This window comes from Thiobacillus sp., from assembly GCA_024235835.1.
GTDB lineage: Bacteria > Pseudomonadota > Gammaproteobacteria > Burkholderiales > Thiobacillaceae > PFJX01.
The window spans coordinates 84365-104401 of sequence record JACKLQ010000001.1; the positions used below are offsets into that span (position 1 = coordinate 84365).

Consider the following 20037-nt stretch of genomic DNA (forward strand, 5'->3'; position numbering starts at 1 on the left):
GGGACCGGGATGGGTCAATTTTTCAATAATAAGTATTGAGTAATTCAATAGAAAGGAATGCTAATGAAGCAACAGGCGATGGAAAGGAGGGAGGCGTTGGCCACTGACCTGGCCCGGGTGGTCCAGCACAAGGCGCCCTTGGCCGTGCGGAGTGCCAGGCTTACCCACCTGCTGGTCCTGCTGCCTGCCGGAGCGGAATGGTACGGGGCGCCGCATGCCGATGCGGCCCAGGCCGCCCTGAAGCGGCGAGAAAAGGAGCCGGGGGATTTGGGCAGGCAGGCCCTGACGATGGAACTGGAGGGCGGCTGCCTGTCCGTCTGGGTTCGGCTGGACGAGGCCAGGGACGCCTTTGACTGGCACACTCGCCTGCGCCAGGCACTCAAGGCCCTGCTGGACGAGCAGCCGGATGGCATCGAGATCGCCCTGTATGGCAGCCCGGAATTCTGCCGGCGGGCGGGGCGGGCGGCCGCCTATGTGGCCTGGCTCAACGGCACTCCCATGCCCACCTGGAAATCCGGCAAGGCCCCCAAGGCCCTGAAGCGATTGGTATTGCATGGCGTCAGCGGCCTGAATCTGGAGCGGGAGAGGGCCCTGGCCGAGGGTAACACCCTGTGCAGGCGGCTTACCGTGCTGCCGCCCAACCTGCTCACCCCGGCCAGCTACCGCACCCAGGTGCGAGCCCTGGCCAAGGCCGAAGGCTGGGGCCTGGAGGAGTACGACACCCGGCGCCTGAAGAAGTTGAAGGCCGGGGCCTTCCTGGCCGTGGCCCGGGGCAGCAGCCACGAGGATGCGGCCATCGTGCGGCTCGCGTACCGTGCGCCGGTGAAGGGGGAAGGGATAAGCACCCTGAAGGGCATAAAGGGGAAGGGTGGGAAGGCAATCGCCCTGGTGGGCAAGGGCATCTGCTTCGATACCGGCGGCCATAACCTGAAGCCGGCACGCTACATGAACAACATGCACGACGACATGAACGGCTCCGCCGTGGCCCTGGGAATTCTCCTGGCGGCCAGCCGGATGAAGCTGCCGGTGAACCTGGAGGTGTGGCTGGCCATCGCCCAGAACCACCTCTCCCCCGAAGCCTACACCCAGAACGAGGTGGTGACGGCCCTTAACGGCACCACCATCGAGATCGTCCACACCGACGCGGAAGGGCGCATGGTGCTGGCGGATACCCTGACCCTGGCCTCCCGCCAGCAGCCTGCAGCCATCCTGGATTTCGCCACCCTCACCGGCAGCATGGCGGTGGCCCTGGGGGAACGCATGAGCGGCGTCATCGGCAATCGGGAAGACTTGCTGGCCAAGGCCGCCGAGGCGGCCCGGATCAGCGGGGAACGGGTGGTGGCCTTCCCCATGCCGGAGGACTACGACGAGGCCCTCGACAGCCCCGTGGCGGACGTGAAGCAGTGCACCCTGGATTCCGAGGCTGACCACATCCTGGCGGCCCGCTTCCTCAACCGCTTCGTGGGGGATGCCCCCTGGCTGCACATGGATCTGTCCGCCAGCCGCTGCAAGGGCGGCCTGGGGGCGGTAGGCTCCGACATCACCGGCTTCGGCGTGGCCTGGGGGGTGGAGATGCTGGCCCGCCTGGCCAGGCCGCGCTAAGCCTGGAGAAATTGCGGGGTTGGCCAACCAGGCCGGCTTGGCCTACCGATAGGGCGACCTGGCAAGTTTTGGTGGGGACATGCTGGCGTAATAGGCGGCCACGTCGGCCATGTCGGCCTCGTCGTAGGTCTGCAGCAGAAGGGTCATGGCGGGGTGGAAGCGGTCCGCGCTGCGGAAGCGGCCCAGCTGGTAGAGCACTTCGAAGTAATCCCTCCCGCCGATGACGGGCATCTCGCCGCCTTGGCGCTGGCCGTCGAGGCCGTGGCAGGTGGTGCAGGGGCGGGCCTTTTCCCGGCCGGCCCGGATCTGGTCGGAAAGGTCGTCGGCAAGGGCGGGCAGTGCGGCCAGGCAGAGCAGGGGCCAGGCAAGGTGCAGGTGGTTTCTCACGGCTATTCCAGGGGGGCATTCCGGTTTTGTTGGGACGACAAGAAGCCTAAAAGCTTGGCGCGCCGATGGCAAACAACCGGGTTGGGCCCATCCCTGGTCAGTCCTGCTGCGCGTCCAGCCAGACCTCGAATTCCTGCTCCGGCATGGGTTTTCCGAAGTAGTAGCCCTGCAGCTGATGCACGCCCAGTTCCGTGAGGATGCGGGCGGTGTCGGCATCCTCCACGCCCTCGGCCACGGTCTCGATGTGCAGGGCCTGGGCCATGCCGACGATGGCCTGGATGAGGCGGGCGCCCTGGGGCTCCAGCACCCGGCGGGTGAAGGAAATGTCGATCTTGATCTCGTCCACGGGCATCTCGTGGAGTTGGGAGAGGGAGCTGTAGCCCACGCCAAAGTCGTCCACCCCCATCTTGAAGCCTGCTTCGTGCAGGCTGCGCAGACGCTCCATGGCGAAATCAACCTCGCTCATGGCCACGCTTTCGGTGATCTCCAGCATGATCCGGCCGGGATCGATGCCGGCGATCTGGCTGTCCCGCAGCAGGCGTTCGGCGCAGTCGGGCATGTAGAGCTGGCGCTTGGATATGTTCACCGACAGGAGCAGGTCGTGGCCCGCATCCCGCAGCCGGCGGCCCATGGTGAGAGCATGGGCCAGGACCAGGTCTCCCAGTTCAGCGATGAGGCCCAGATTTTCGGCCATGGGGATGAAGGTGGAAGGGGATATCCAGCCCAGTTCCGGGTCCTGCCAGCGGGCCAGGGCCTCCAGGCCGATGACCCGGTGGGTCTTGCTGTCCACCAGGGGTTGGAACCAGGCCTGAATCTGTCGCTGGTCGATGGCGGCGCCCAGCCTGCTCTGGATGTAGAGCTCCTTCTTGCCCAGGCCCTTGCGGGTCATGTCGCAGAAGAATTGCACCATGTTGCGGCCCTGGGCCTTGGCGTAGAACATGGCCCGGTCGGCCTGGGACAGCAGTATCTCGATGTTCTCCCCGTCGTCCGGAAAGATGGAAAACCCCAGGCTGAAGGTTACCGGCAAGGACTGGCCTTCGATCTGCACCGAATCCCGGCTGGCCTTCACCAGCTTCTCGGCTACGTGGCGGATGTCTTCCACCGTGTCCAGGCTGGGCAGTAGCACCACGAACTCGTCCCCACCCCAGCGGGCCAGGGTGTCCACGCCGCGCAGAGTGGCACGCAGGTTCTCGGCGAAGGTCACCAGCAGTTTGTCGCCGAACTTGTGGCCCAGGACGTCGTTGACGTTCTTGAAATGGTCCAGGTCGATGAAACCGATGCCCACCTTGTTCTTTTCCCGGGTGGCCATGCGCAGGGCGAACTTCAGGCGGTCTTCCAGGAGGATGCGGTTGGGCAGGCGGGTCAGGGCGTCGTGCAGGGCCATGTGGGTGATGTGTTTTTCCTGCAGGTAAGTCTGGGTCACGTCCCGCAGTACGCCGCGGATGCGGGTGACAGGCTGGTCCACGGGCACGAAGCGGCATTCCAGCCAGGTTCCGGACCGCTGGGGCGAGGCTACCCGCAGCCGGGCGGAGACCTGGCCCTTTACCCCTGTACAAAGCTCGGAAAGTTGGTAGCGCAGGTTCTCCCGGTCTTCCGGGTCCAGGCATTCGTAGAGGTTGCTGCGGGGCATGTCCGAACCCACGAGTTTGTCCCAGGCGGGTGAACTGCGCAGCAGCCGGCCTTCCCAGTCCACCTCCACCACCGCCTCTTCCAGGATTTCCAGGGTTTGCAGGTAAGCCCGGCTTTCCTCGTCCCGGGCCTGGCTGGTTTGCATGAGTTCCAGCAGGGCCCGGTTCAGGATCACCAGTTCATCATTGCTGTGCTTGTCGTCTTCCAGGCGGGAATGGATCTCCTGGTCCAGGGCATGGTGCTGGCGGAAGCGGTCGGCGATCTCTGACAGGGTTTCCACCCGCCTGACGTTGCGTCGTATCCAATCGCCCAGTGCCACGTACAGACCCATTCCCAGGGCCGCAGCCAGAACCACGGCCGCCAGGGCGAACTGGGTGGGGGATACGGTCTGGGGAAGGTTGTGATTCACGTGGAGCCAGGAGTCCGCCAGGCCCAGGGGGATGTCGCGGCACAAGCCGCCTTCCGGGCCCACATGCATGGGGCCAGGGTGGGGGTGGGCCCTGTTGCCCACATCCTTGATTCCGGCCGAACTGGCCAGGATGAGGCTATTTACGGCCAGGCGCACGGGCGTGGAGGAGCTGGTGATGGCCGCCAGTTGAAGATTATCGAGATGCTTGAGCAGGATGAGGCTGCCGTGGCCACCATTCAGGCCCAGCCACAACGGGGCATGCAGTACACGGAAGAGGCGGCGCTTGTCCTGGCTCAGATACCACTCGTGGTGAGGAGCAGTGGTGGTTGAAGCCTTGATGACGGTGGCGAATTCCGGCCCGGCGTTGCCGAACTCGAAGACCGGCCTGCCCTGCTTGTCCACGATCACCAGGCCACCATGGTCCAGAGTTTCGCCCAGGGCCACGATGTAGGCGCGCAGTTTCAGCCAGCGGTCCTCGTTTGCACCGTCCAGCATCCGGTTGAAGGTGATTTGCGCCGCCAGGGCATCGGTTTCGCGTTGCCAGCCCGATTGCAGGGCGCTCATGCGTGCCTCCACGGTCCTGGCCGTGCTTTCAGCCTGTTCGTACAGCAGCCGGTCGTTGACCAGGCTCCAGCCAACCCAGAAAAGGGCGGCGGAAATGCCGCCGATGATGAGGAAGACTGCCGCGATGCGAGCGAAGGCCTGGTGGCGCAGGGACTTCTGCTGGATCCCCGTGGTCACTGACGGCTTCCTACCCATTGGTCGTTGATGAGGCGCTCCAGCCCCGGGCCTTCGTGCTCGCCCTCATGCACGGCCTTGATGAGGGCGGCCGTGCCTGCAAGGGCTTCGGCGCTGAATACCCCGTCCGGACTGAACATGGCCCTGTGCTTTTCCAGGGCACGGATGAAGGTGTCGCGCTCTTCCTGATCCTGGATGCCCATGCGTTCCGCCACTTCCCGGGCGTTGTGCTTCTGTATCCACTTCAGGGAGCTGATGAGGGCAGCCATCACGCGGTTGACCTTGTCGGTCTGGTGCTGGATCACATCCGTGCGGGCGCATAGCTGGGTGTACTGGAACAGGCTGCCGAAATACTTGCGAGTGGCAGTGGGGTCGTGCAGGTCCACCAGGCGGTAGGCGATGCCTGCAGCCTCCAGCCGGGTGGCGGAAGGCTCGTTGGTGATGATGGCATCCGCGGCGCCGCTCAGGAGGGCGGCCGAGTAGGCCTTGTAGTTCTGGCCCGCGGAAATGAAATTGACGTCCTGGGGGGATACCCCCGCCCGCCCCAGCAGGAATTCAGTGATGTGCTGACCCGTGGATTTTCCTCCCTTGCTGCCGGAATGGACACCGATGCTGCGGCCTCTCAGGTCGGCGGGGCTTTTGACCTTGCTTTTCATGCGCGAACTCACCATGAGTGTGTAGGCGGGTACCTGCACCAGGCTTGCCAGGGCGTAGGCTTTGCCCTCGATGCCCGCCGTCTCCGCCAGGGCGGAGAATCCCAGGGCGGCGAAATCGCTGTTGCCCGACATCATGTCCTTGATCACCAGAGGTCCGCCCCCGAAATGGCGCAAGGTGACCTGCACCCCTTCAGACTTGTCCGCACCAATCTTCGGCATAAGATCTATGGGCAGGTAAGGAAGTGTGCCGGGGCCGGGCAGGGCGATGGTGACCGGCATGGGGGCACCCGCTGCGCTAGGCCAGCAGATGCAGAGCAGAAACCATGCAATGACGGCGCGCATGTGCGATCTCCCCCAAATGGAATGGTTATAGGGAGGCTTATCGGCAGCCGTGCAATAATATTTAGCCAATCCATCCCACGTTCCAACCATGTCAGGCAACTCCATCGGCCACCTGTTCACCGTCACCTCCTTCGGCGAATCCCACGGACCCGGCATCGGTTGCATCGTGGACGGCTGCCCCCCGGGCCTGGAACTGAGCGAGGCGGACATCCAGCTGGACCTGGACCGGCGCAAGCCCGGCACTTCCCGCCATGTGACCCAGCGGCGGGAGTCGGATACGGTGGAAATCCTTTCCGGGGTGTTCGAGGGCAGGACCACGGGCACTCCCATCGCCCTGCTGATCCGCAACGAAGATCAGCGCAGCAAGGACTACGGCAACATCGCCGAGACCTTCCGCCCCGGCCACGCGGACTATACCTACACTCAGAAGTACGGTTTTCGCGACCATCGTGGCGGGGGGCGTTCCTCGGCCCGGGAAACGGCCGTACGGGTGGCGGCGGGGGCCATCGCCAAGAAGTGGCTCAACGGGAAGTACGGCACCGTCATCCGCGGCTATCTGGCCCAGCTGGGCCCCATCGTCGTGGGCTTCAAGTCCTGGGATGGGGTGAACGAGAACCCCTTCTTTTCTCCCGACCCGGAGGCCGTGGCAACCCTGGAGGCCTACATGGACGAGCTGCGCAAGGAGGGCAACTCCGTGGGGGCCCGCATCAACGTGGTGGCGGAGAACGTGCCCGTGGGGCTGGGGGAGCCCGTATATGACCGGCTGGACGCGGATCTGGCCCACGCCCTCATGAGCATCAACGCCGTGAAGGGCGTGGAGATAGGCGCCGGTTTTGCCTGCGTGGCCCAGAAGGGCACGGAGCACCGGGACGAACTGACACCGGAGGGGTTTCTCTCCAACCACGCCGGCGGCATCCTGGGCGGCATCACCACGGGCCAGGACATCTTGGCCTCCATCGCCATCAAGCCCACCTCCAGCATCCGGCTCCCCGGCCGCTCCATCAACCTGGCCGGGGAACCCATAGAGGTGGTAACCCATGGCCGCCACGACCCCTGCGTGGGTATCCGCGCCACCCCCATCGCCGAGGCCATGCTGGCCATCGTCCTCATGGACCATGCCCTGCGGCACCGGGCCCAGAACGGGGATGTGGTTTGTGCCACGCCCCTCGTGCCCGGAAAGACACCCTGAATCCATCCATCGCTTCTCAAAGCCAGGAGAGACCCATGATTGAAAGCCACGATCTGTTCCACGAATTCCCCGAGCATCAGGAAAACATCCGCAAGCTGATGCTGAGCAACGACAAGTTCGTCGCCCTGGTGAAGGACTACGACGACGTCGATCACAAGATCGCCCGCATCGAACAGCGGGTGGAGCCCGCCACCGACCTCTACTTCGAGGAATTGAAGTACCTGCGCGTGCGTCTTAAGGACCGCCTTTACAACATGCTTGTCGGCGCCGCCGCCTGACTGCGACAGCCATGACCATCGGCCCGGCGTCACGGCCCCGGGCCGATTTCATTTTCTAGAATATCCTTCGCGGCCATGCCCAGCCTCCGCGACCCTCGGAGCGCCTTTCCCTACTGGCGGCTGTCCGGGTTCTACTTTTTCTACTTCGCCTTCGTCGGCGCCATGGCCCCCTACTGGGGCCTCTACCTTCGTTCCCTGGATTTCAATGCCTGGCAGATCGGGGTACTCATGTCCCTGCTTCAGGTCATGCGCATCTTTGCCCCCAACGTCTGGGGGCACATCGCCGACCGGACCGGCAAGCGCGTCCCGATCGTCCAGGTCGCAGCCCTGGTCTGCCTGGTGGCCTTCGTCGGCGTGTTCTGGGCAAAGTCCTTCTGGTCCCTGTTCCTGGTGATGAGCCTCATCAGCTTTTTCTGGAGCGCGTCCCTGCCCCTGGTGGAGGCCACCACCCTGTCACACCTGAAGGATCGCACTGAACGCTACGGCCGCGTCCGGCTGTGGGGGTCAGTGGGCTTCATCCTGGTGGTGGTGGGCCTGGGGGCGGCCCTGGACCATTTCCCCGTAAGCCTGGTGCTGTGGGTGGTGTTCGGCCTGCTCATCGGCATCGTTTTCACCTCCCGGGTCATGCCCGAGGCGGAGATGGTGCGCCACGAGCAGGAGCACACCCCCCTGGGGCGGGTGGCGCGCCGGCCCGAGGTGTGGGCCCTCATCGTCGCCGCCATGCTCATGGCCGCCTCCCATGGCCCCTACTACACCTTCTTCACCATCCACCTGGTGGAGACGGGCTACAGCAAGAGCCTGGCGGGCTGGCTCTGGGCCCTGGGGGTGGTGTGCGAGATCGGCGTGTTCCTGGTGATGCCCCGGGTATTTGCACGGGTGCGCCCGGAAACGGTGCTGCTGGTCACCCTTCTGGCGGCGGCGCTGCGCTTCGTGCTCATTGGCTATCTGGCAGGCAACCTTCCCGTGTTGCTGTTTGCCCAGTTGCTCCACGCCCTGACCTTCGGCGCCTACCATGCTTCCGCCATGGCCCTGGTGCACCGCTTCTTCACCGGCAAGAACCAGGCCCGGGGGCAGGCCCTCTACAACAGTCTTGCCTTCGGCGTGGGGGGCACCTTTGGCAGCCTCTATGCCGGGGGGGCCTGGGACAGCCTGGGCAGCGCCGGCACCTTCGCCCTGGCCTCCGGCTTCGCCTTGATGGCGGCCTTCGTCTTCGCCCTGAAGGGCCATCGTTCCGTCGCGGAGCCTGGCCGCTAGGCCCTTGAAAATGCAATAATTCAACCCTTTTCCATCGGCCTGTATTTGGCAGTTCGCCATGAGCGCAAGAACCCTTTACGACAAATTGTGGGACGACCACGTGGTCCACGTGGAGCCCGACGGCACGGCCCTGATCTACATCGACCGGCACCTGGTGCACGAAGTGACCAGCCCCCAGGCCTTCGAGGGCCTGCGCATGCACGGCCGCAAGCTGTGGCGCATCCATTCCGTGCTGGCCACGCCGGACCACAACGTGCCCACCACCGACCGCCAGGCCGGCATCACCGATCCCATTTCCCGCACCCAGGTGGAGACCCTGGACGCCAATTGCCGCGACTTCGGCCTCAACGAGTTCGGCATGAACGATGCGCGCCAGGGCATCGTCCACGTCATCGGCCCGGAGCAGGGCTTCACCCAGCCCGGGGTGACCCTGGTGTGCGGCGATTCCCATACCAGCACCCACGGTGCCTTCGGCGCCCTGGCCTTCGGCATCGGCACCTCCGAGGTGGAGCACGTGCTGGCCACCCAGTGTCTGTGGCAGAAGAAATCCAGGGCCATGCTGGTCAAAGTGGAGGGCCGGCTGCCCCCGGGCGTCACCGCCAAGGATATCGCCCTGGCGGTGATCGGTCGCATCGGCACTGCCGGTGGCACGGGCTACGCCATGGAGTTCGGCGGCTCCGCCATCCGCGGCCTGTCCATGGAGGGCCGCATGACCCTGTGCAACATGGCCATCGAGGCGGGTGCCCGGGCCGGCCTGGTGGCGGTGGATGACACCACCATCGACTACCTGCGCGGCAAGCCCCAGGCCCCGAAGGGCGAGCAATGGGACCAGGCCGTGGCCTGGTGGCGCACCCTGGTGTCCGACGAGGGTGCCAGGTTCGATGCCGTGGTGGAACTCGATGCCGCCCAGATCCGTCCCCAGGTCACCTGGGGCACATCCCCGGAAATGGTGGTGCCCGTGGACGGCCGGGTGCCGGATCCAGCCGAGGCTGCCAACGCCGTGAAGAAATCAGACTGGGAGCGGGCCCTGCGGTACATGGGGCTGGAGGCCCATACTCCCATCAGCCAGATCGCCGTGGACAAGGTGTTCATTGGCTCCTGCACCAACTCCCGTATCGAGGACCTGCGCGAGGCGGCAGCCGTGGCAAAGGGGCGCAAGGTGGCCGGCAACGTGAAGCAGGCCCTGGTGGTGCCCGGTTCCGGCCTGGTGAAGGCCCAGGCGGAGGCGGAAGGGCTGGACAAGGTGTTCACCGAGGCGGGCTTCGAGTGGCGGGAACCCGGCTGCTCCATGTGCCTGGCCATGAACGCGGACCGGCTGGAGCCAGGGGAGCGCTGCGCCTCCACCTCCAACCGTAATTTCGAGGGCCGCCAGGGGCAGGGTGGTCGGACCCATCTGGTCAGCCCGGCCATGGCCGCCGCCGCTGCCGTATTCGGACATTTTGTGGATATTCGCGAGGTGCAATGATGAGCGACATGACCAACGACGCGAGCCGTGAATCCTCCGGCATCCCCCGCAAATGGATCCTCCTTGGCGTGGTGAAGGTGGTCCTGCTGCTGGTGGCCGTGGGCGTGGTGTTCAGCATCTATGGCTGCAACACCGTGCGAGGCATCGGCCAGGACATCGAGAAGGCGGGGGACGCTATCCAGAGGTCCACGAAATGAAGCCTTTCAACCGGCTTGAAGGCCTGGTGGCGCCCCTGGACCGTGCCAACGTGGACACGGACGCCATCATCCCCAAGCAGTTCCTCAAGTCCATCAAGCGCACCGGCTTCGGCCCCAACGCCTTCGACGAATGGCGCTACCTGGATCGGGGCGAGCCGGGCCAGTCCAACCACGACCGGCCCCTGAACCCGGATTTCGTGCTGAACAAGCCCCGCTACCAGGGCGCCTCCGTGCTCCTGGCCCGGGAGAACTTCGGCTGTGGCTCTTCCCGGGAACACGCCCCCTGGGCCCTGGAGGATTACGGTTTTCGCGTCATCATCGCGCCGTCCTACGCCGACATCTTCTTCAACAACTGCTTCAAGAACGGTCTGCTGCCCATCGTTTTGCCGGCGGAAACCGTGGAGCGTCTGTTCAAGGAAACGGAAGCCAACGAGGGCTATGCCCTGACCGTGGACCTGGCGGCCCAGACCATCACCACGCCCACGGGGGACACGATCTCCTTCGATGTGGACCCGGAGCGCAAGCACCGCCTGCTCAACGGCCTGGACGACATCGGTCTGACCCTGCAACTCACCGACAAGATCAAGGCCTACGAGGCGCGCCGCAAGGAACAGGCGCCCTGGTTGTTCGCCTGAATACAAGCCCGAAAGGAAAACAATGAAGCTCGCAGTTTTGCCGGGTGACGGCATTGGCCCGGAGATCGTCGCCCAGGCGGTCAAGGTCTTGAACGTTTTGAAGTCGGATGGCTTGAAGCTCGAGATGGAAGAGGCGCCCATCGGCGGTGCCGGCTACGACGCGGCGGGAGACCCCCTCCCCGAGGCCACCTTCAAGCTGGCCCAGGAGGCCGATGCGGTATTGCTGGGGGCCGTGGGCGACTGGAAATACGACAGCCTGCCCCGGGATTCCCGCCCGGAGCGGGGCCTGCTGCGCATCCGCAAGGGCCTGGGCCTGTTCGCCAACCTGCGTCCGGCCCTGCTGTATGCCGAGCTGGCGTCCGCCTCCACCCTGAAGCCCGAGGTGGTATCCGGCCTGGACCTGATGATCGTGCGGGAACTCACCGGTGACATCTACTTCGGCCAGCCCCGGGGCATTTCCACCCTGGAAAACGGCGAGCGGGAAGGCATCAACACCATGCGTTACAGCGAATCGGAAATCCGCCGCATCGGCCGCATCGCCTTCGACATCGCCATGAAGCGCAGCAGGAAGGTCTGCTCCGTGGACAAGGCCAACGTGTTGGAAACCACAGAGCTGTGGCGCCAGGTGATGATCGAGATCGCCAGGGACTACCCGGAAGTGGAGCTGTCCCACATGTACGTGGACAACGCCGCCATGCAGCTGGTGCGGGCCCCCAAGCAGTTCGACGTGATGGTCACCGGCAACATCTTCGGCGACATCCTGTCCGACGAGGCCTCCATGCTCACGGGTTCCATCGGCATGCTGCCCTCGGCCTCCCTGGACGAGCACAACAAGGGCATGTACGAGCCCAGCCATGGTTCTGCTCCGGACATCGCCGGCAAGGACATCGCCAACCCCCTGGCCACCATCCTGTCCGTGGCCATGATGTTCAAGTACAGCTTCAATGATGAAGCGACCTATAACCGTATCGATAACGCCGTGAAGAAGGTCATCGCCCAGGGCCTGCGCACGGCGGACATCTGGACGGAAGGCTGTACCAAGGTATCCTGCTCGGGCATGGGCGACGCGGTCGTCGCCGCGATGTGAAGCATTCTTTAATTGGGTGAGTGAAATGAAAAAGGTAGGTCTGATCGGTTGGCGCGGCATGGTGGGTTCGGTCCTCATGGGCCGGATGCGGGACGAGAGGGATTTCGACCACATCGAGCCCGTGTTCTTCACCACCTCCAACGTGGGCGGCAAAGGCCCCGACATCGGCAAGGATGTTCCTCCGCTCAAGGACGCCAACAGCGTCGACGAGCTGAAGGCCATGGACGTGATCATCACCTGCCAGGGTGGAGACTACACCAAGGAGGTGTATCCCCGGCTCATGGCCAGCGGCTGGAAGGGGTACTGGATCGATGCCGCCTCCACCCTGCGCATGAACGACGAGGCCATCATCATCCTGGACCCGGTCAACAAGTCCGTCATCCAGGACGGTATCTCCCGGGGTGTGAAGACCTACGTGGGCGGCAACTGCACCGTGTCCCTCATGCTCATGGCCATCGGCGGCCTGTTCGACAAGGGCCTGGTGGAGTGGATCTCCCCCATGACCTACCAGGCCGCCTCTGGCGCCGGCGCCCGCAACATGCGCGAGCTGATCCAGCAGATGGGCGCGGTCCACGGCGAGGTGCACCACCTGCTCGGCGACCCCGCCTCCGCCATCCTGGAGATCGACCGCAAGGTCACCGACTTCATTCGCTCCGACGTCTACCCCCTGGAGGCCTGGCCCGTTCCCCTGGCCGCCAGCCTCATCCCGTGGATCGATGTGCAACTGCCCTCCGGCCAGTCCAAGGAGGAGTGGAAGGCCCAGGTGGAATGCAACAAAATTCTGGGCCGCTCCGACAATCCGGTCCCCATCGACGGCCTCTGCGTGCGGGTGGGGGCCATGCGCTGCCACTCCCAGGCTCTCACCATCAAGATGACCAAGGACGCGCCCCTGGACGAGATCCACGGCATCATCGCCGAGCACAACCAGTGGGTGAAAGTGGTGCCCAACGACCGCCAGATCACCATGGAGCAGCTCACCCCCGCCGCCGTTACCGGCACCCTGACCGTGCCCGTGGGCCGCATGCGCAAGCTCAACATGGGCAAGGAGTACCTCTCCGCCTTCACCGTGGGCGACCAGCTCCTGTGGGGTGCGGCCGAGCCCCTGCGCCGCATGCTGCGCATCCTCCTGGAAAGCTGAGTTGGCCGCCGAAAATCTGATCTCCCAGTTTGACCTGGCCGTGCTGGGAGCGGATGACCCCCTCGGTCAATCCTTTCTCAAGGTCCTGGAGGAGAGCGATGTCCAGGTGGGGCGTATCTATCCCCTTACCCTGGGCGAGTCTGACGGCATTGTGGCTTTCCGGGGCGAGGAGTGGCCCTGCCTGGTGGCCGAAGGCTTCAATTTCGGCCAGGCCCAGGCCCTGGTGGTGGCCAGCCCCCATCCAGCGGCACGTCGACGGGCGGAACAAGTGCGTGCCCTATACCCGGTCATGCCCGTGCTGACCGGGGACGATGTATTGCCGGCCCCCGCCCTGGCGGTGGCCCGGCTGCTGAAGATACTTGAAGCATTGGGGGGGGTGGCGCAGGCGGAAGCCTTCGTGACCCTGCCGGTGGCGCTGGCGGGCAAGGCGGGAATGGACGAACTGGTGAACCAGACCCGGGGGCTATTCAACATGGAATCCCCGGACCCGGAGATATTTCCCCTGCAGATTGCTTTCAACATCGTGCCCGAGACGAACGAGGGTCCTGGGCGCTACGGGCCTGCCAGCCTGGCGGCGGCTGTGAAGAACCAGGGTGTTGCGGGGGAGGCCGGGTTTACCGTGGCCTGGGCACCCTTGTTCTTCGGCGCCATGACCGCCCTGCATGTGCGCCTTGAGCGTGCGGTGGACCCGGCAGAATTGAGGCAGGCCCTCAAGCGCCAGGAGAATTTGTGCCTTATGGAATCGACCCTGGCGGCAGGCAACCCTACTCCGGCTACAGATTCCGCCGAAAGTGCCGATATATTTCTCGGCCAGGTTCGGGTCGAAGGGAGCAATGTTCGGTTGTGGCTGGTATTCGACCCGTTGCGAATGGAAGCCGAACAGGTGGTGTCAGCCGTGGAAAATTGGATTGAAATACCCGCAAATTCGATGCTAACGTAAAACGCGCTTAAGGTTGCGCGCCTAACTCCATGACATATTTAGTAAATTCCGTAGTCGCGGCGAGGCGTCACACCATCATGATTCAAGGTTGAGGGAAAAGGCGGAGAGATGAATAAAACCACCAAAATCAGTGGGTTGTTGTTGTCGCTGCTGCTCGCATGTGGAGGTGCCCATGCGGCCGGCCTAGGAAAGCTCTCCGTGCAGTCCGCCTTGGGTCAGCCCCTCAAGGCAGAAATCGAATTGCTTTCGGTCAACAAGGACGAGCTGCCAGGTGTGTCCGCGAGGCTCGCCAGCATGGAATTGTTCCGCCAGGCCCGCATCGAACGCTCAGGGGCCCTTTCAGTCCTCGAGTTCGAAGTGGCTCAGCGCGCCAACGGCCAGCCCGTGATCCGCATCAGTTCCGCGGTCCCCATGGCCGACCCTTTTCTGGACATGCTGATCGAGTTGAACTGGAGTACCGGCCGCATCATCCGCGAATACACGGTCCTGCTGGATCCTCCCACGGATGGCCGTGCCCCGGTACAGGTCGCCACCGTCAAGCCGGTCGCACCGGTGGGCGCCGCCCGGGAATCCACGTCCGCAGACACGACCAAGCCAGCCCCGGATGCAGCAAAACCCGTATCCAAGCCTGTTCCCAAGGCGCCGCCCCGCTACGGACCGGTTAAACCAGGAGAGACCCTCAGGTCCATCGCCGGCCGGGTCAAGGCCCCCGACGTCACGCTGGAGCAGATGATGGCGGGCCTGTACTTGACCAACAAGGGTGCCTTCATCAGCAATAACATGAACCTGCTGAAGAAGGGGGCCGTGTTGAATGTGCCCGCCTCCGAGGCTGTTCTCCTCCAATCTTCTCCTTCACAGGCCTTGCGCATGCTCCAAAACCATGTGGAGGAGTGGCACGCCTACCGCAGCAAGGTGGCCGAGGTGGCTGGCGAGATGCCGGAGGCCAAGGCGGACAGCCAGGCCGCAGCCGGCAAGATCATGCCCAAGGTGGAAGACAGGACGCCCCCATCTGCGGCGCCCAAGGATGTGCTCAAGCTGTCCAAGGGCGAGCCTGCTGCAGCAGGCAGGCCTGATGCCAAGACCCAGGAGCGCCTCCAGGCCGTTGAAGAGGAACTGGCGGCCAAGTCCCGGGCCCTGCAGGAATCCCAGGATCGCGTGAGCCAGTTGGAACGGGCCGTGCGCGACATGCAGCAGCTGCTGGAGCTCAAGTCCCAGGAGGCCGCAAAGGCTGGGGCCGCACCCCAGACGCCGGCTCCGGAGCAGGCGGCGCCGCCCGAGGTCGCCCCTGCCGCCGAGCCTGCCGCCACGGAGGCTTCCCCGGCCAAACCCGCGCCTGTCCCCGCCCTGCCGCCCGCTGCCAAGGAAGAGGAGAGCAGTTGGCTTTCAACGTTCATCAACAACCCCATCTATATTGGTGGCGTGGTCGCGGCGGGCCTGCTGTCCGGCCTGCTTTGGATGATGATGGTGGGCAGTCGCCGTCGCCAGGGACTGAACAAGTTCGAAGACAGCATCATGACCGGCGGCGAGTTCAAGAGCGGTGCCGTGTTCAATACCGGTGGCACGGCCGGGGGAGCCACTGCTGGGGCGGCCAATACGGAAGGCAGCATGCTGCTCACGGATTTCAGCCGCCTGGGGTTGGGCGCCATCGATACCCATGAGGTGGATCCCATTGCCGAAGCCGAGGTCTACATGGCCTATGGCCGGGATGCCCAGGCTGAGGAAATCCTCAAGGAAGCCCTGGAGAAGGATTCAAGCCGCCACGAGGTGGCGCTGAAACTGCTGGAGATCTACGCCGCCCGCAAGGACCCCCTGGCCTTCGAAACCACCGCCAGCGAGTTGTATGCCGGCCTGGGTGGCCAGGACACGCCCATCTGGCAGCGCGCGGCAGATATGGGCCGTTCAATCGACCCGGAGAACCCCCTGTATCGCATGGCCCAGGGGCAGTCCTTTGCCTCCGCGCCGGAAATGCCCGCCCCGGTTGCCGAGGACACCGTCGCTGCCGCGGCACAAGCCGACGAGGACATGGGCATGGAGTTCGTCACCTCCGAGGCTGCCCCTGCCCTGGAGACGCCTGCCCAGGAAGCCCCGGAACCGGAAGTCGTGGCTGAGTCGCAGGACCAGGGACTGGACTTCACTTCTTCCTTCGATCTGCCCGCGTCTGAAGTGCCCGTCCAGGAAATGGCTCTGGAACCCGAGGACCTGCTGGCCCAGGAACCCGAAGCCGAGGTTCCCGCGGAGTTGGAAGAAGTCGCGATCGATCTGCATCCTGTATCTCCGGAAGAGCCCGAGGAATTTGCCGTCGACCTGGGCGAGCTGGAGCCCGAGGCCGTCATGGCGGAAGCGGCGGAGGAATCCGTGCCGGAGTTCCACATTGAAACCGAGGCCCCCGAGGAACTGGTCAGTGAGTCCATGGAAGATCTGGGCGCCATGGATCTGGATACGGCTGAGCAAGCCCCGGCCATGCCCGATCTGGACTTCAGCAGCATCGACCTGGAAATGGAAGCCGCACCCGCAGAAACGGCTCCTGCAGTGGAGGAGCCAGTGGCGGCGGTCGGCCTGGATTTCGAATCCGTGATGGAAGCGCCGGCCGTTGTCGAGGAAGAGCCCCCCGTAGAGACCGAGGCCGCCCCCGCGCCTGGAATGGATCCCACGTTGTGGGAAGAAGTGAACACCAAGCTGGACCTGGCCCGGGCTTACCTGGAAATGGGGGACCGGGAAGGCGCCAGGGAAATCCTGCAGGAAGTCACGCAGGAGGGCGATGCCAACCAGAAGTCCGAGGCAGAGAAGCTCCTTTCCGAGGCGGGTTGATTGCACCCCGGCAGCAGAATCCTGAACTACGTCATAGCAGCCCTGGTGATCCCAGGGCTGTCTTTTTTCCCCTTGGCGATCCTGATGTTCGCCGCCCTGCCAGCCATCGTCCTGATGGGACGCCAACCTTTGCATCTGATCTGGCGCACCCGCTGGCTGATGCTGGTACTGGCTCTTGGGTACGGCTTCAGTGTGCCGGGGGAGGGGGTTTTGGCGCTGCTGGGCCCATGGACGCCTACGTGGCCCGGACTTGCCCTGGGGGGAGAACGGGCGTTCCATCTAATGGTGTTGTTGCTTTGGCTGGACGTGCTGGTGTTGAGCCTAAGCAGTCAGCAACTGCTATCAGGACTCCATGCCTTGATGTCTCCCCTGGCCCACCTGGGGGTGAACGCGGGCCGGATCGCCCTGCGCCTGGCCCTTACCCTGAAGGCCATCGAGCGCCTGGAGCAGGGGCGTGACCAGGCGACTGGCGCCGGGGCAGGCAAGGGGCGAGGCAATCTGCGTCACCTGTTCGATCCCGTGCCCAGCGCGAAGCTGCCCGAGCATGTGGTGCTCACCCACCAACCGCTGGGTGTGGGCGATGTGGCGATCCCCCTTCTGCTCCTGGCTGGATTCGGCCTGCTGGCGTGGTCCGGCGCATGGCGGTGACCCATGACTGATCCACAACGCCTTGCCCTGGGGCTGGAGTACGACGGAGCCACATTCTGTGGCTGGCAGACCCAGCCTGGGGGCTGCGCCGTGCAGGACTACCTGGAGGCGGCCTTGTCCGTCATCCATGGCGGACCGGTGCGCACCATTACCGCGGGCCGGACGGATGCGGGGGTCCACGCCCTGGGCCAGGTGGTGCATTTCGATGCCCGCAACCATCGCCCCGTGAGCGCCTGGGTGCGGGGGGTGAATGCCCACCTGCCGGCGGGCATATCGGTGTTGTGGGCACAGGCGGTGGGCCCGGGCTTCGACGCCCGGCGCGGGGCCCTGGAGCGCTGCTATCGCTACATCCTGATGAATCGAGACGTACGCCCGGCCCTGCTGGCGGGGAAGGTGGGCTGGATTCACGGCGCCCTGGACCTGGACGCCATGGCGCAGGGCGCCAAGCATCTTCTGGGAACCCACGATTTTTCCGCCTTCCGCGCCGCCGAATGCCAGGCAAGGAGCCCGGTGCGGGAACTGCGCGTGGCCAACGTGGACTGCCGGGGGACATTCCTGGTGTTCGAATTCAGGGCCAACGCATTTCTCCACCACCAGGTACGCAACATGGTGGCGGCACTGGTCTGGGTGGGCCTGAAACGCCGCCTCCCGGACTGGATAGGCGAACTGCTGGCTTCAGGGGACCGCACCTTGGGCGCGGCCACCTTCGCCCCCGACGGCCTTTACCTGGCCGAGGTGAAATACGACCAGGCCTGGGGCTTGCCGGCCGGTGGTGGCATCATCCCCTTTCTGCCCCCGGATTCCTGAGCATCATGTCCACCCGCATCAAGATCTGCGGCATCACCCGCATGGAAGATGGCCTGGCCGCCGCCCGGGCCGGCGCCGACGCCATCGGCCTGGTGTTCGCCGAGAAAAGCTCCCGCCGGGTCACCCCGGACCAGGCCCGGGCCATTGCCGTGGCGTTGCCCCCCTTCGTCTCCACCGTGGCCCTGTTCGTGAACGCCGGCCCCGAGGAAGTGGAACGGATAATCCACCGGGTGAGGCCGGATTGCCTGCAATTTCACGGCGAGGAGTCCCCGGAGTATTGCTCCGCCTTCGGCCTGCCCTGGCTCAAGGCTGCCAGGGTCAGGCCGGGGTTGGATTTGTTACAATTCGCGGCCCGCTTCGAGGGGGCCCAGGGCCTGTTGCTGGATGCATACAGTCCCGCCGCCCACGGTGGCACTGGCGAGCGTTTCGACTGGGGTCTCATCCCAGCGGTCATGCCCAGGCCGGTGGTGCTGGCGGGGGGGCTGGTCCCGGCCAATGTGGGCGAGGCCGTGCATGTCGCCAGACCCTGGGCGGTGGATGTGTCCAGCGGCGTAGAGGCCGCGCCCGGCATCAAGGATGCCGCGAAGATTGCTGCTTTCGTGAAGGAAGTCAAAGATGCAGATGCCGAATTTGGCTACTAACCTACCGGATGCCAAGGGGCATTTCGGCCCCTATGGTGGCGTGTTTGTCGCCGAGACCCTCATGGCCGCCCTGGACGAGTTGCGCCAGGAATATGAGGCGGCCCGCCAGGACCCCGATTTCCTGGATGAATTCCGCCATGAACTGCGCCATTACGTGGGGCGGCCCAGTCCCATCTACCATGCCCGGCGCTGGTCGGAAAAACTGGGGGGCGCCCAGATCTACCTGAAGCGGGAAGACCTGAACCACACCGGCGCCCACAAGATCAACAACACCATCGGCCAGGCCCTGCTGGCCCGCCGCATGGGCAAGAAGCGGGTCATCGCCGAGACCGGCGCCGGCCAGCACGGCGTGGCCTCCGCCACCGTGGCCGCCCGCTACGGCATGGAATGCGTGGTGTACATGGGGGCCGAGGACATCAAGCGCCAGTCCCCCAACGTCTTCCGCATGAAGCTGCTGGGCGCCACCGTGGTGGGCGTGGAGTCCGGCTCCAAGACCCTGAAGGACGCCCTCAACGAGGCCATGCGGGACTGGGTCACCAACGTGGAGTCCACCTTCTACATCCTGGGCACCGCCGCCGGCCCCCATCCCTATCCCATGCTTGTGCGGGATTTCCAGTGCGTCATCGGCGAGGAGTGCAAGGTACAGATGGGCGAGATGCTGGGCCGCCAGCCGGATGCCGTCATCGCCTGCGTGGGTGGCGGCTCCAACGCCATCGGCATCTTCCATCCCTACATCCCCGTGGATGGCGTGCGCCTCATCGGCGTGGAAGCGGGGGGCGATGGTGTGGCCACCGGTCGCCATGCCGCACCCCTGTCCGCCGGCACGCCGGGCGTGCTGCACGGATTCCGCAGCTACCTGATGCAGGATGCCAACGGCCAGATCATCGAGACCCATTCCGTCTCGGCCGGCCTGGACTACCCCGGGGTAGGTCCGGAACACAGCTGGCTCAAGGACATCGGCCGGGCAGAGTACGTGGCCATCAACGATGACGAGGCCCTGCGCGCCTTCCACGACCTGTGCCGCTTCGAGGGCATCATCCCCGCCCTGGAATCCAGCCACGCCCTGGCCCACGCCGCCAAGATGGCCCCCTCCATGGACAAGGACCAGGTGCTGCTGGTGAACCTGTCCGGCCGAGGCGACAAGGACATCAACACCGTGGCCCGCCTGGCCGGCATCGAGCTCTGAT

At 64.9% G+C, this 20037-nt stretch carries 18 protein-coding genes; 15 read left to right on the plus strand and 3 right to left on the minus strand.

The features are described 5' to 3' along the window. Positions 1–78 precede the first annotated feature (78 nt). The gene (locus tag H6935_00460; protein MCP5276821.1) at positions 79–1602 is read left to right on the plus strand and encodes a leucyl aminopeptidase family protein; all 1524 of its coding nucleotides are present in this window, start codon (positions 79–81) and stop codon (positions 1600–1602) included. Between the two features lie 42 nt (positions 1603–1644). Here the strand turns inward: H6935_00460 and H6935_00465 are convergent, their stop codons facing one another. The 3 genes from H6935_00465 to H6935_00475 all read right to left on the minus strand — a co-directional run bounded on the left by H6935_00465 (position 1645) and on the right by H6935_00475 (position 5763). After that, positions 1645–1989 carry a cytochrome c gene (locus tag H6935_00465; protein ID MCP5276822.1) on the minus strand — a complete coding sequence of 115 codons (345 nt, stop codon included), beginning with the start codon at positions 1987–1989 and terminating at the stop codon, positions 1645–1647. A 97-nt stretch (positions 1990–2086) separates the two neighbouring features. Next, positions 2087–4768 (minus strand): bifunctional diguanylate cyclase/phosphodiesterase, encoded by a 2682-nt coding sequence (locus tag H6935_00470; GenBank protein MCP5276823.1) that lies wholly within the window; start codon positions 4766–4768, stop codon positions 2087–2089. After that, positions 4765–5763: an ABC transporter substrate-binding protein gene (locus tag H6935_00475; GenBank protein MCP5276824.1), complete on the minus strand. Its 999-nt coding sequence runs from the start codon at positions 5761–5763 to the stop codon at positions 4765–4767. Before H6935_00475 ends, H6935_00470 begins: the two co-directional genes overlap by 4 nt. An 88-nt stretch (positions 5764–5851) precedes the next feature. On the opposite strand from H6935_00475, the gene aroC reads away from it, so the two are divergent. The 14 genes from aroC to trpB all read left to right on the plus strand — a co-directional run bounded on the left by aroC (position 5852) and on the right by trpB (position 20036). Then, entirely contained in the window at positions 5852–6952 is a 1101-nt protein-coding gene (gene aroC, locus H6935_00480; protein ID MCP5276825.1) for a chorismate synthase, read from the plus strand. Between the two features lie 35 nt (positions 6953–6987). After that, positions 6988–7230: a DUF465 domain-containing protein gene (locus H6935_00485; protein ID MCP5276826.1), complete on the plus strand. Its 243-nt coding sequence runs from the start codon at positions 6988–6990 to the stop codon at positions 7228–7230. Positions 7231–7305: 75 nt separating this feature from the next. Continuing rightward, complete coding sequence (locus H6935_00490; protein MCP5276827.1) at positions 7306–8484, plus strand: MFS transporter; 1179 nt, start codon at positions 7306–7308, stop codon at positions 8482–8484. Between the two features lie 58 nt (positions 8485–8542). After that, entirely contained in the window at positions 8543–9949 is a 1407-nt protein-coding gene (gene leuC, locus H6935_00495) for a 3-isopropylmalate dehydratase large subunit (protein MCP5276828.1), read from the plus strand. An 8-nt stretch (positions 9950–9957) separates the two neighbouring features. After that, positions 9958–10146 carry an entericidin A/B family lipoprotein gene (locus tag H6935_00500; protein MCP5276829.1) on the plus strand — a complete coding sequence of 63 codons (189 nt, stop codon included), beginning with the start codon at positions 9958–9960 and terminating at the stop codon, positions 10144–10146. Beyond that, positions 10143–10781 carry a 3-isopropylmalate dehydratase small subunit gene (leuD, locus tag H6935_00505; protein MCP5276830.1) on the plus strand — a complete coding sequence of 213 codons (639 nt, stop codon included), beginning with the start codon at positions 10143–10145 and terminating at the stop codon, positions 10779–10781. Before H6935_00500 ends, leuD begins: the two co-directional genes overlap by 4 nt. A gap of 22 nt (positions 10782–10803) precedes the next feature. Further along, positions 10804–11868, plus strand: a complete 1065-nt coding sequence (leuB, locus tag H6935_00510) for a 3-isopropylmalate dehydrogenase (GenBank protein ID MCP5276831.1) — start codon at positions 10804–10806, stop codon at positions 11866–11868. 25 nt (positions 11869–11893) lie between these two features. Next, positions 11894–13006 (plus strand): aspartate-semialdehyde dehydrogenase, encoded by a 1113-nt coding sequence (gene asd / locus H6935_00515; protein MCP5276832.1) that lies wholly within the window; start codon positions 11894–11896, stop codon positions 13004–13006. Between the two features lies 1 nt (position 13007). Next, positions 13008–13946, plus strand: coding sequence for a hypothetical protein (locus H6935_00520; protein MCP5276833.1), 939 nt, complete (start codon positions 13008–13010; stop codon positions 13944–13946). A gap of 198 nt (positions 13947–14144) precedes the next feature. Beyond that, positions 14145–16754 (plus strand): FimV family protein, encoded by a 2610-nt coding sequence (locus H6935_00525; protein ID MCP5276834.1) that lies wholly within the window; start codon positions 14145–14147, stop codon positions 16752–16754. Between the two features lie 84 nt (positions 16755–16838). Then, entirely contained in the window at positions 16839–17402 is a 564-nt protein-coding gene (locus tag H6935_00530) for a hypothetical protein (protein ID MCP5276835.1), read from the plus strand. Between the two features lie 3 nt (positions 17403–17405). Then, complete coding sequence (gene truA, locus H6935_00535; protein MCP5276836.1) at positions 17406–18209, plus strand: tRNA pseudouridine(38-40) synthase TruA; 804 nt, start codon at positions 17406–17408, stop codon at positions 18207–18209. 5 nt (positions 18210–18214) lie between these two features. Next, a complete protein-coding gene (locus H6935_00540) occupies positions 18215–18850 on the plus strand; it encodes a phosphoribosylanthranilate isomerase (GenBank protein ID MCP5276837.1) in 636 nt (211 codons plus the stop codon). After that, positions 18825–20036 carry a tryptophan synthase subunit beta gene (trpB, locus tag H6935_00545; protein MCP5276838.1) on the plus strand — a complete coding sequence of 404 codons (1212 nt, stop codon included), beginning with the start codon at positions 18825–18827 and terminating at the stop codon, positions 20034–20036. The genes H6935_00540 and trpB overlap by 26 nt, the downstream gene beginning before the upstream one ends. The last annotated feature ends 1 nt before the right edge of the window (position 20037 follow it).

Coding starts and splice junctions, on each gene's coding strand:
- leuC (MCP5276828.1), top strand. CDS start 8,543: ATGAGCGCAAGAACCCTTTACGACAAATTGTGGGACGACCACGTGGTC.
- H6935_00485 (MCP5276826.1), top strand. CDS start 6,988: ATGATTGAAAGCCACGATCTGTTCCACGAATTCCCCGAGCATCAGGAA.
- leuD (MCP5276830.1), top strand. CDS start 10,143: ATGAAGCCTTTCAACCGGCTTGAAGGCCTGGTGGCGCCCCTGGACCGT.
- asd (MCP5276832.1), top strand. CDS start 11,894: ATGAAAAAGGTAGGTCTGATCGGTTGGCGCGGCATGGTGGGTTCGGTC.
- aroC (MCP5276825.1), top strand. CDS start 5,852: ATGTCAGGCAACTCCATCGGCCACCTGTTCACCGTCACCTCCTTCGGC.
- H6935_00500 (MCP5276829.1), top strand. CDS start 9,958: ATGACCAACGACGCGAGCCGTGAATCCTCCGGCATCCCCCGCAAATGG.
- H6935_00540 (MCP5276837.1), top strand. CDS start 18,215: ATGTCCACCCGCATCAAGATCTGCGGCATCACCCGCATGGAAGATGGC.
- H6935_00460 (MCP5276821.1), top strand. CDS start 79: ATGGAAAGGAGGGAGGCGTTGGCCACTGACCTGGCCCGGGTGGTCCAG.
- leuB (MCP5276831.1), top strand. CDS start 10,804: ATGAAGCTCGCAGTTTTGCCGGGTGACGGCATTGGCCCGGAGATCGTC.
- trpB (MCP5276838.1), top strand. CDS start 18,825: ATGCAGATGCCGAATTTGGCTACTAACCTACCGGATGCCAAGGGGCAT.
- H6935_00490 (MCP5276827.1), top strand. CDS start 7,306: ATGCCCAGCCTCCGCGACCCTCGGAGCGCCTTTCCCTACTGGCGGCTG.
- H6935_00530 (MCP5276835.1), top strand. CDS start 16,839: ATGTTCGCCGCCCTGCCAGCCATCGTCCTGATGGGACGCCAACCTTTG.
- truA (MCP5276836.1), top strand. CDS start 17,406: ATGACTGATCCACAACGCCTTGCCCTGGGGCTGGAGTACGACGGAGCC.
- H6935_00475 (MCP5276824.1), bottom strand. CDS start 5,763: ATGCGCGCCGTCATTGCATGGTTTCTGCTCTGCATCTGCTGGCCTAGC.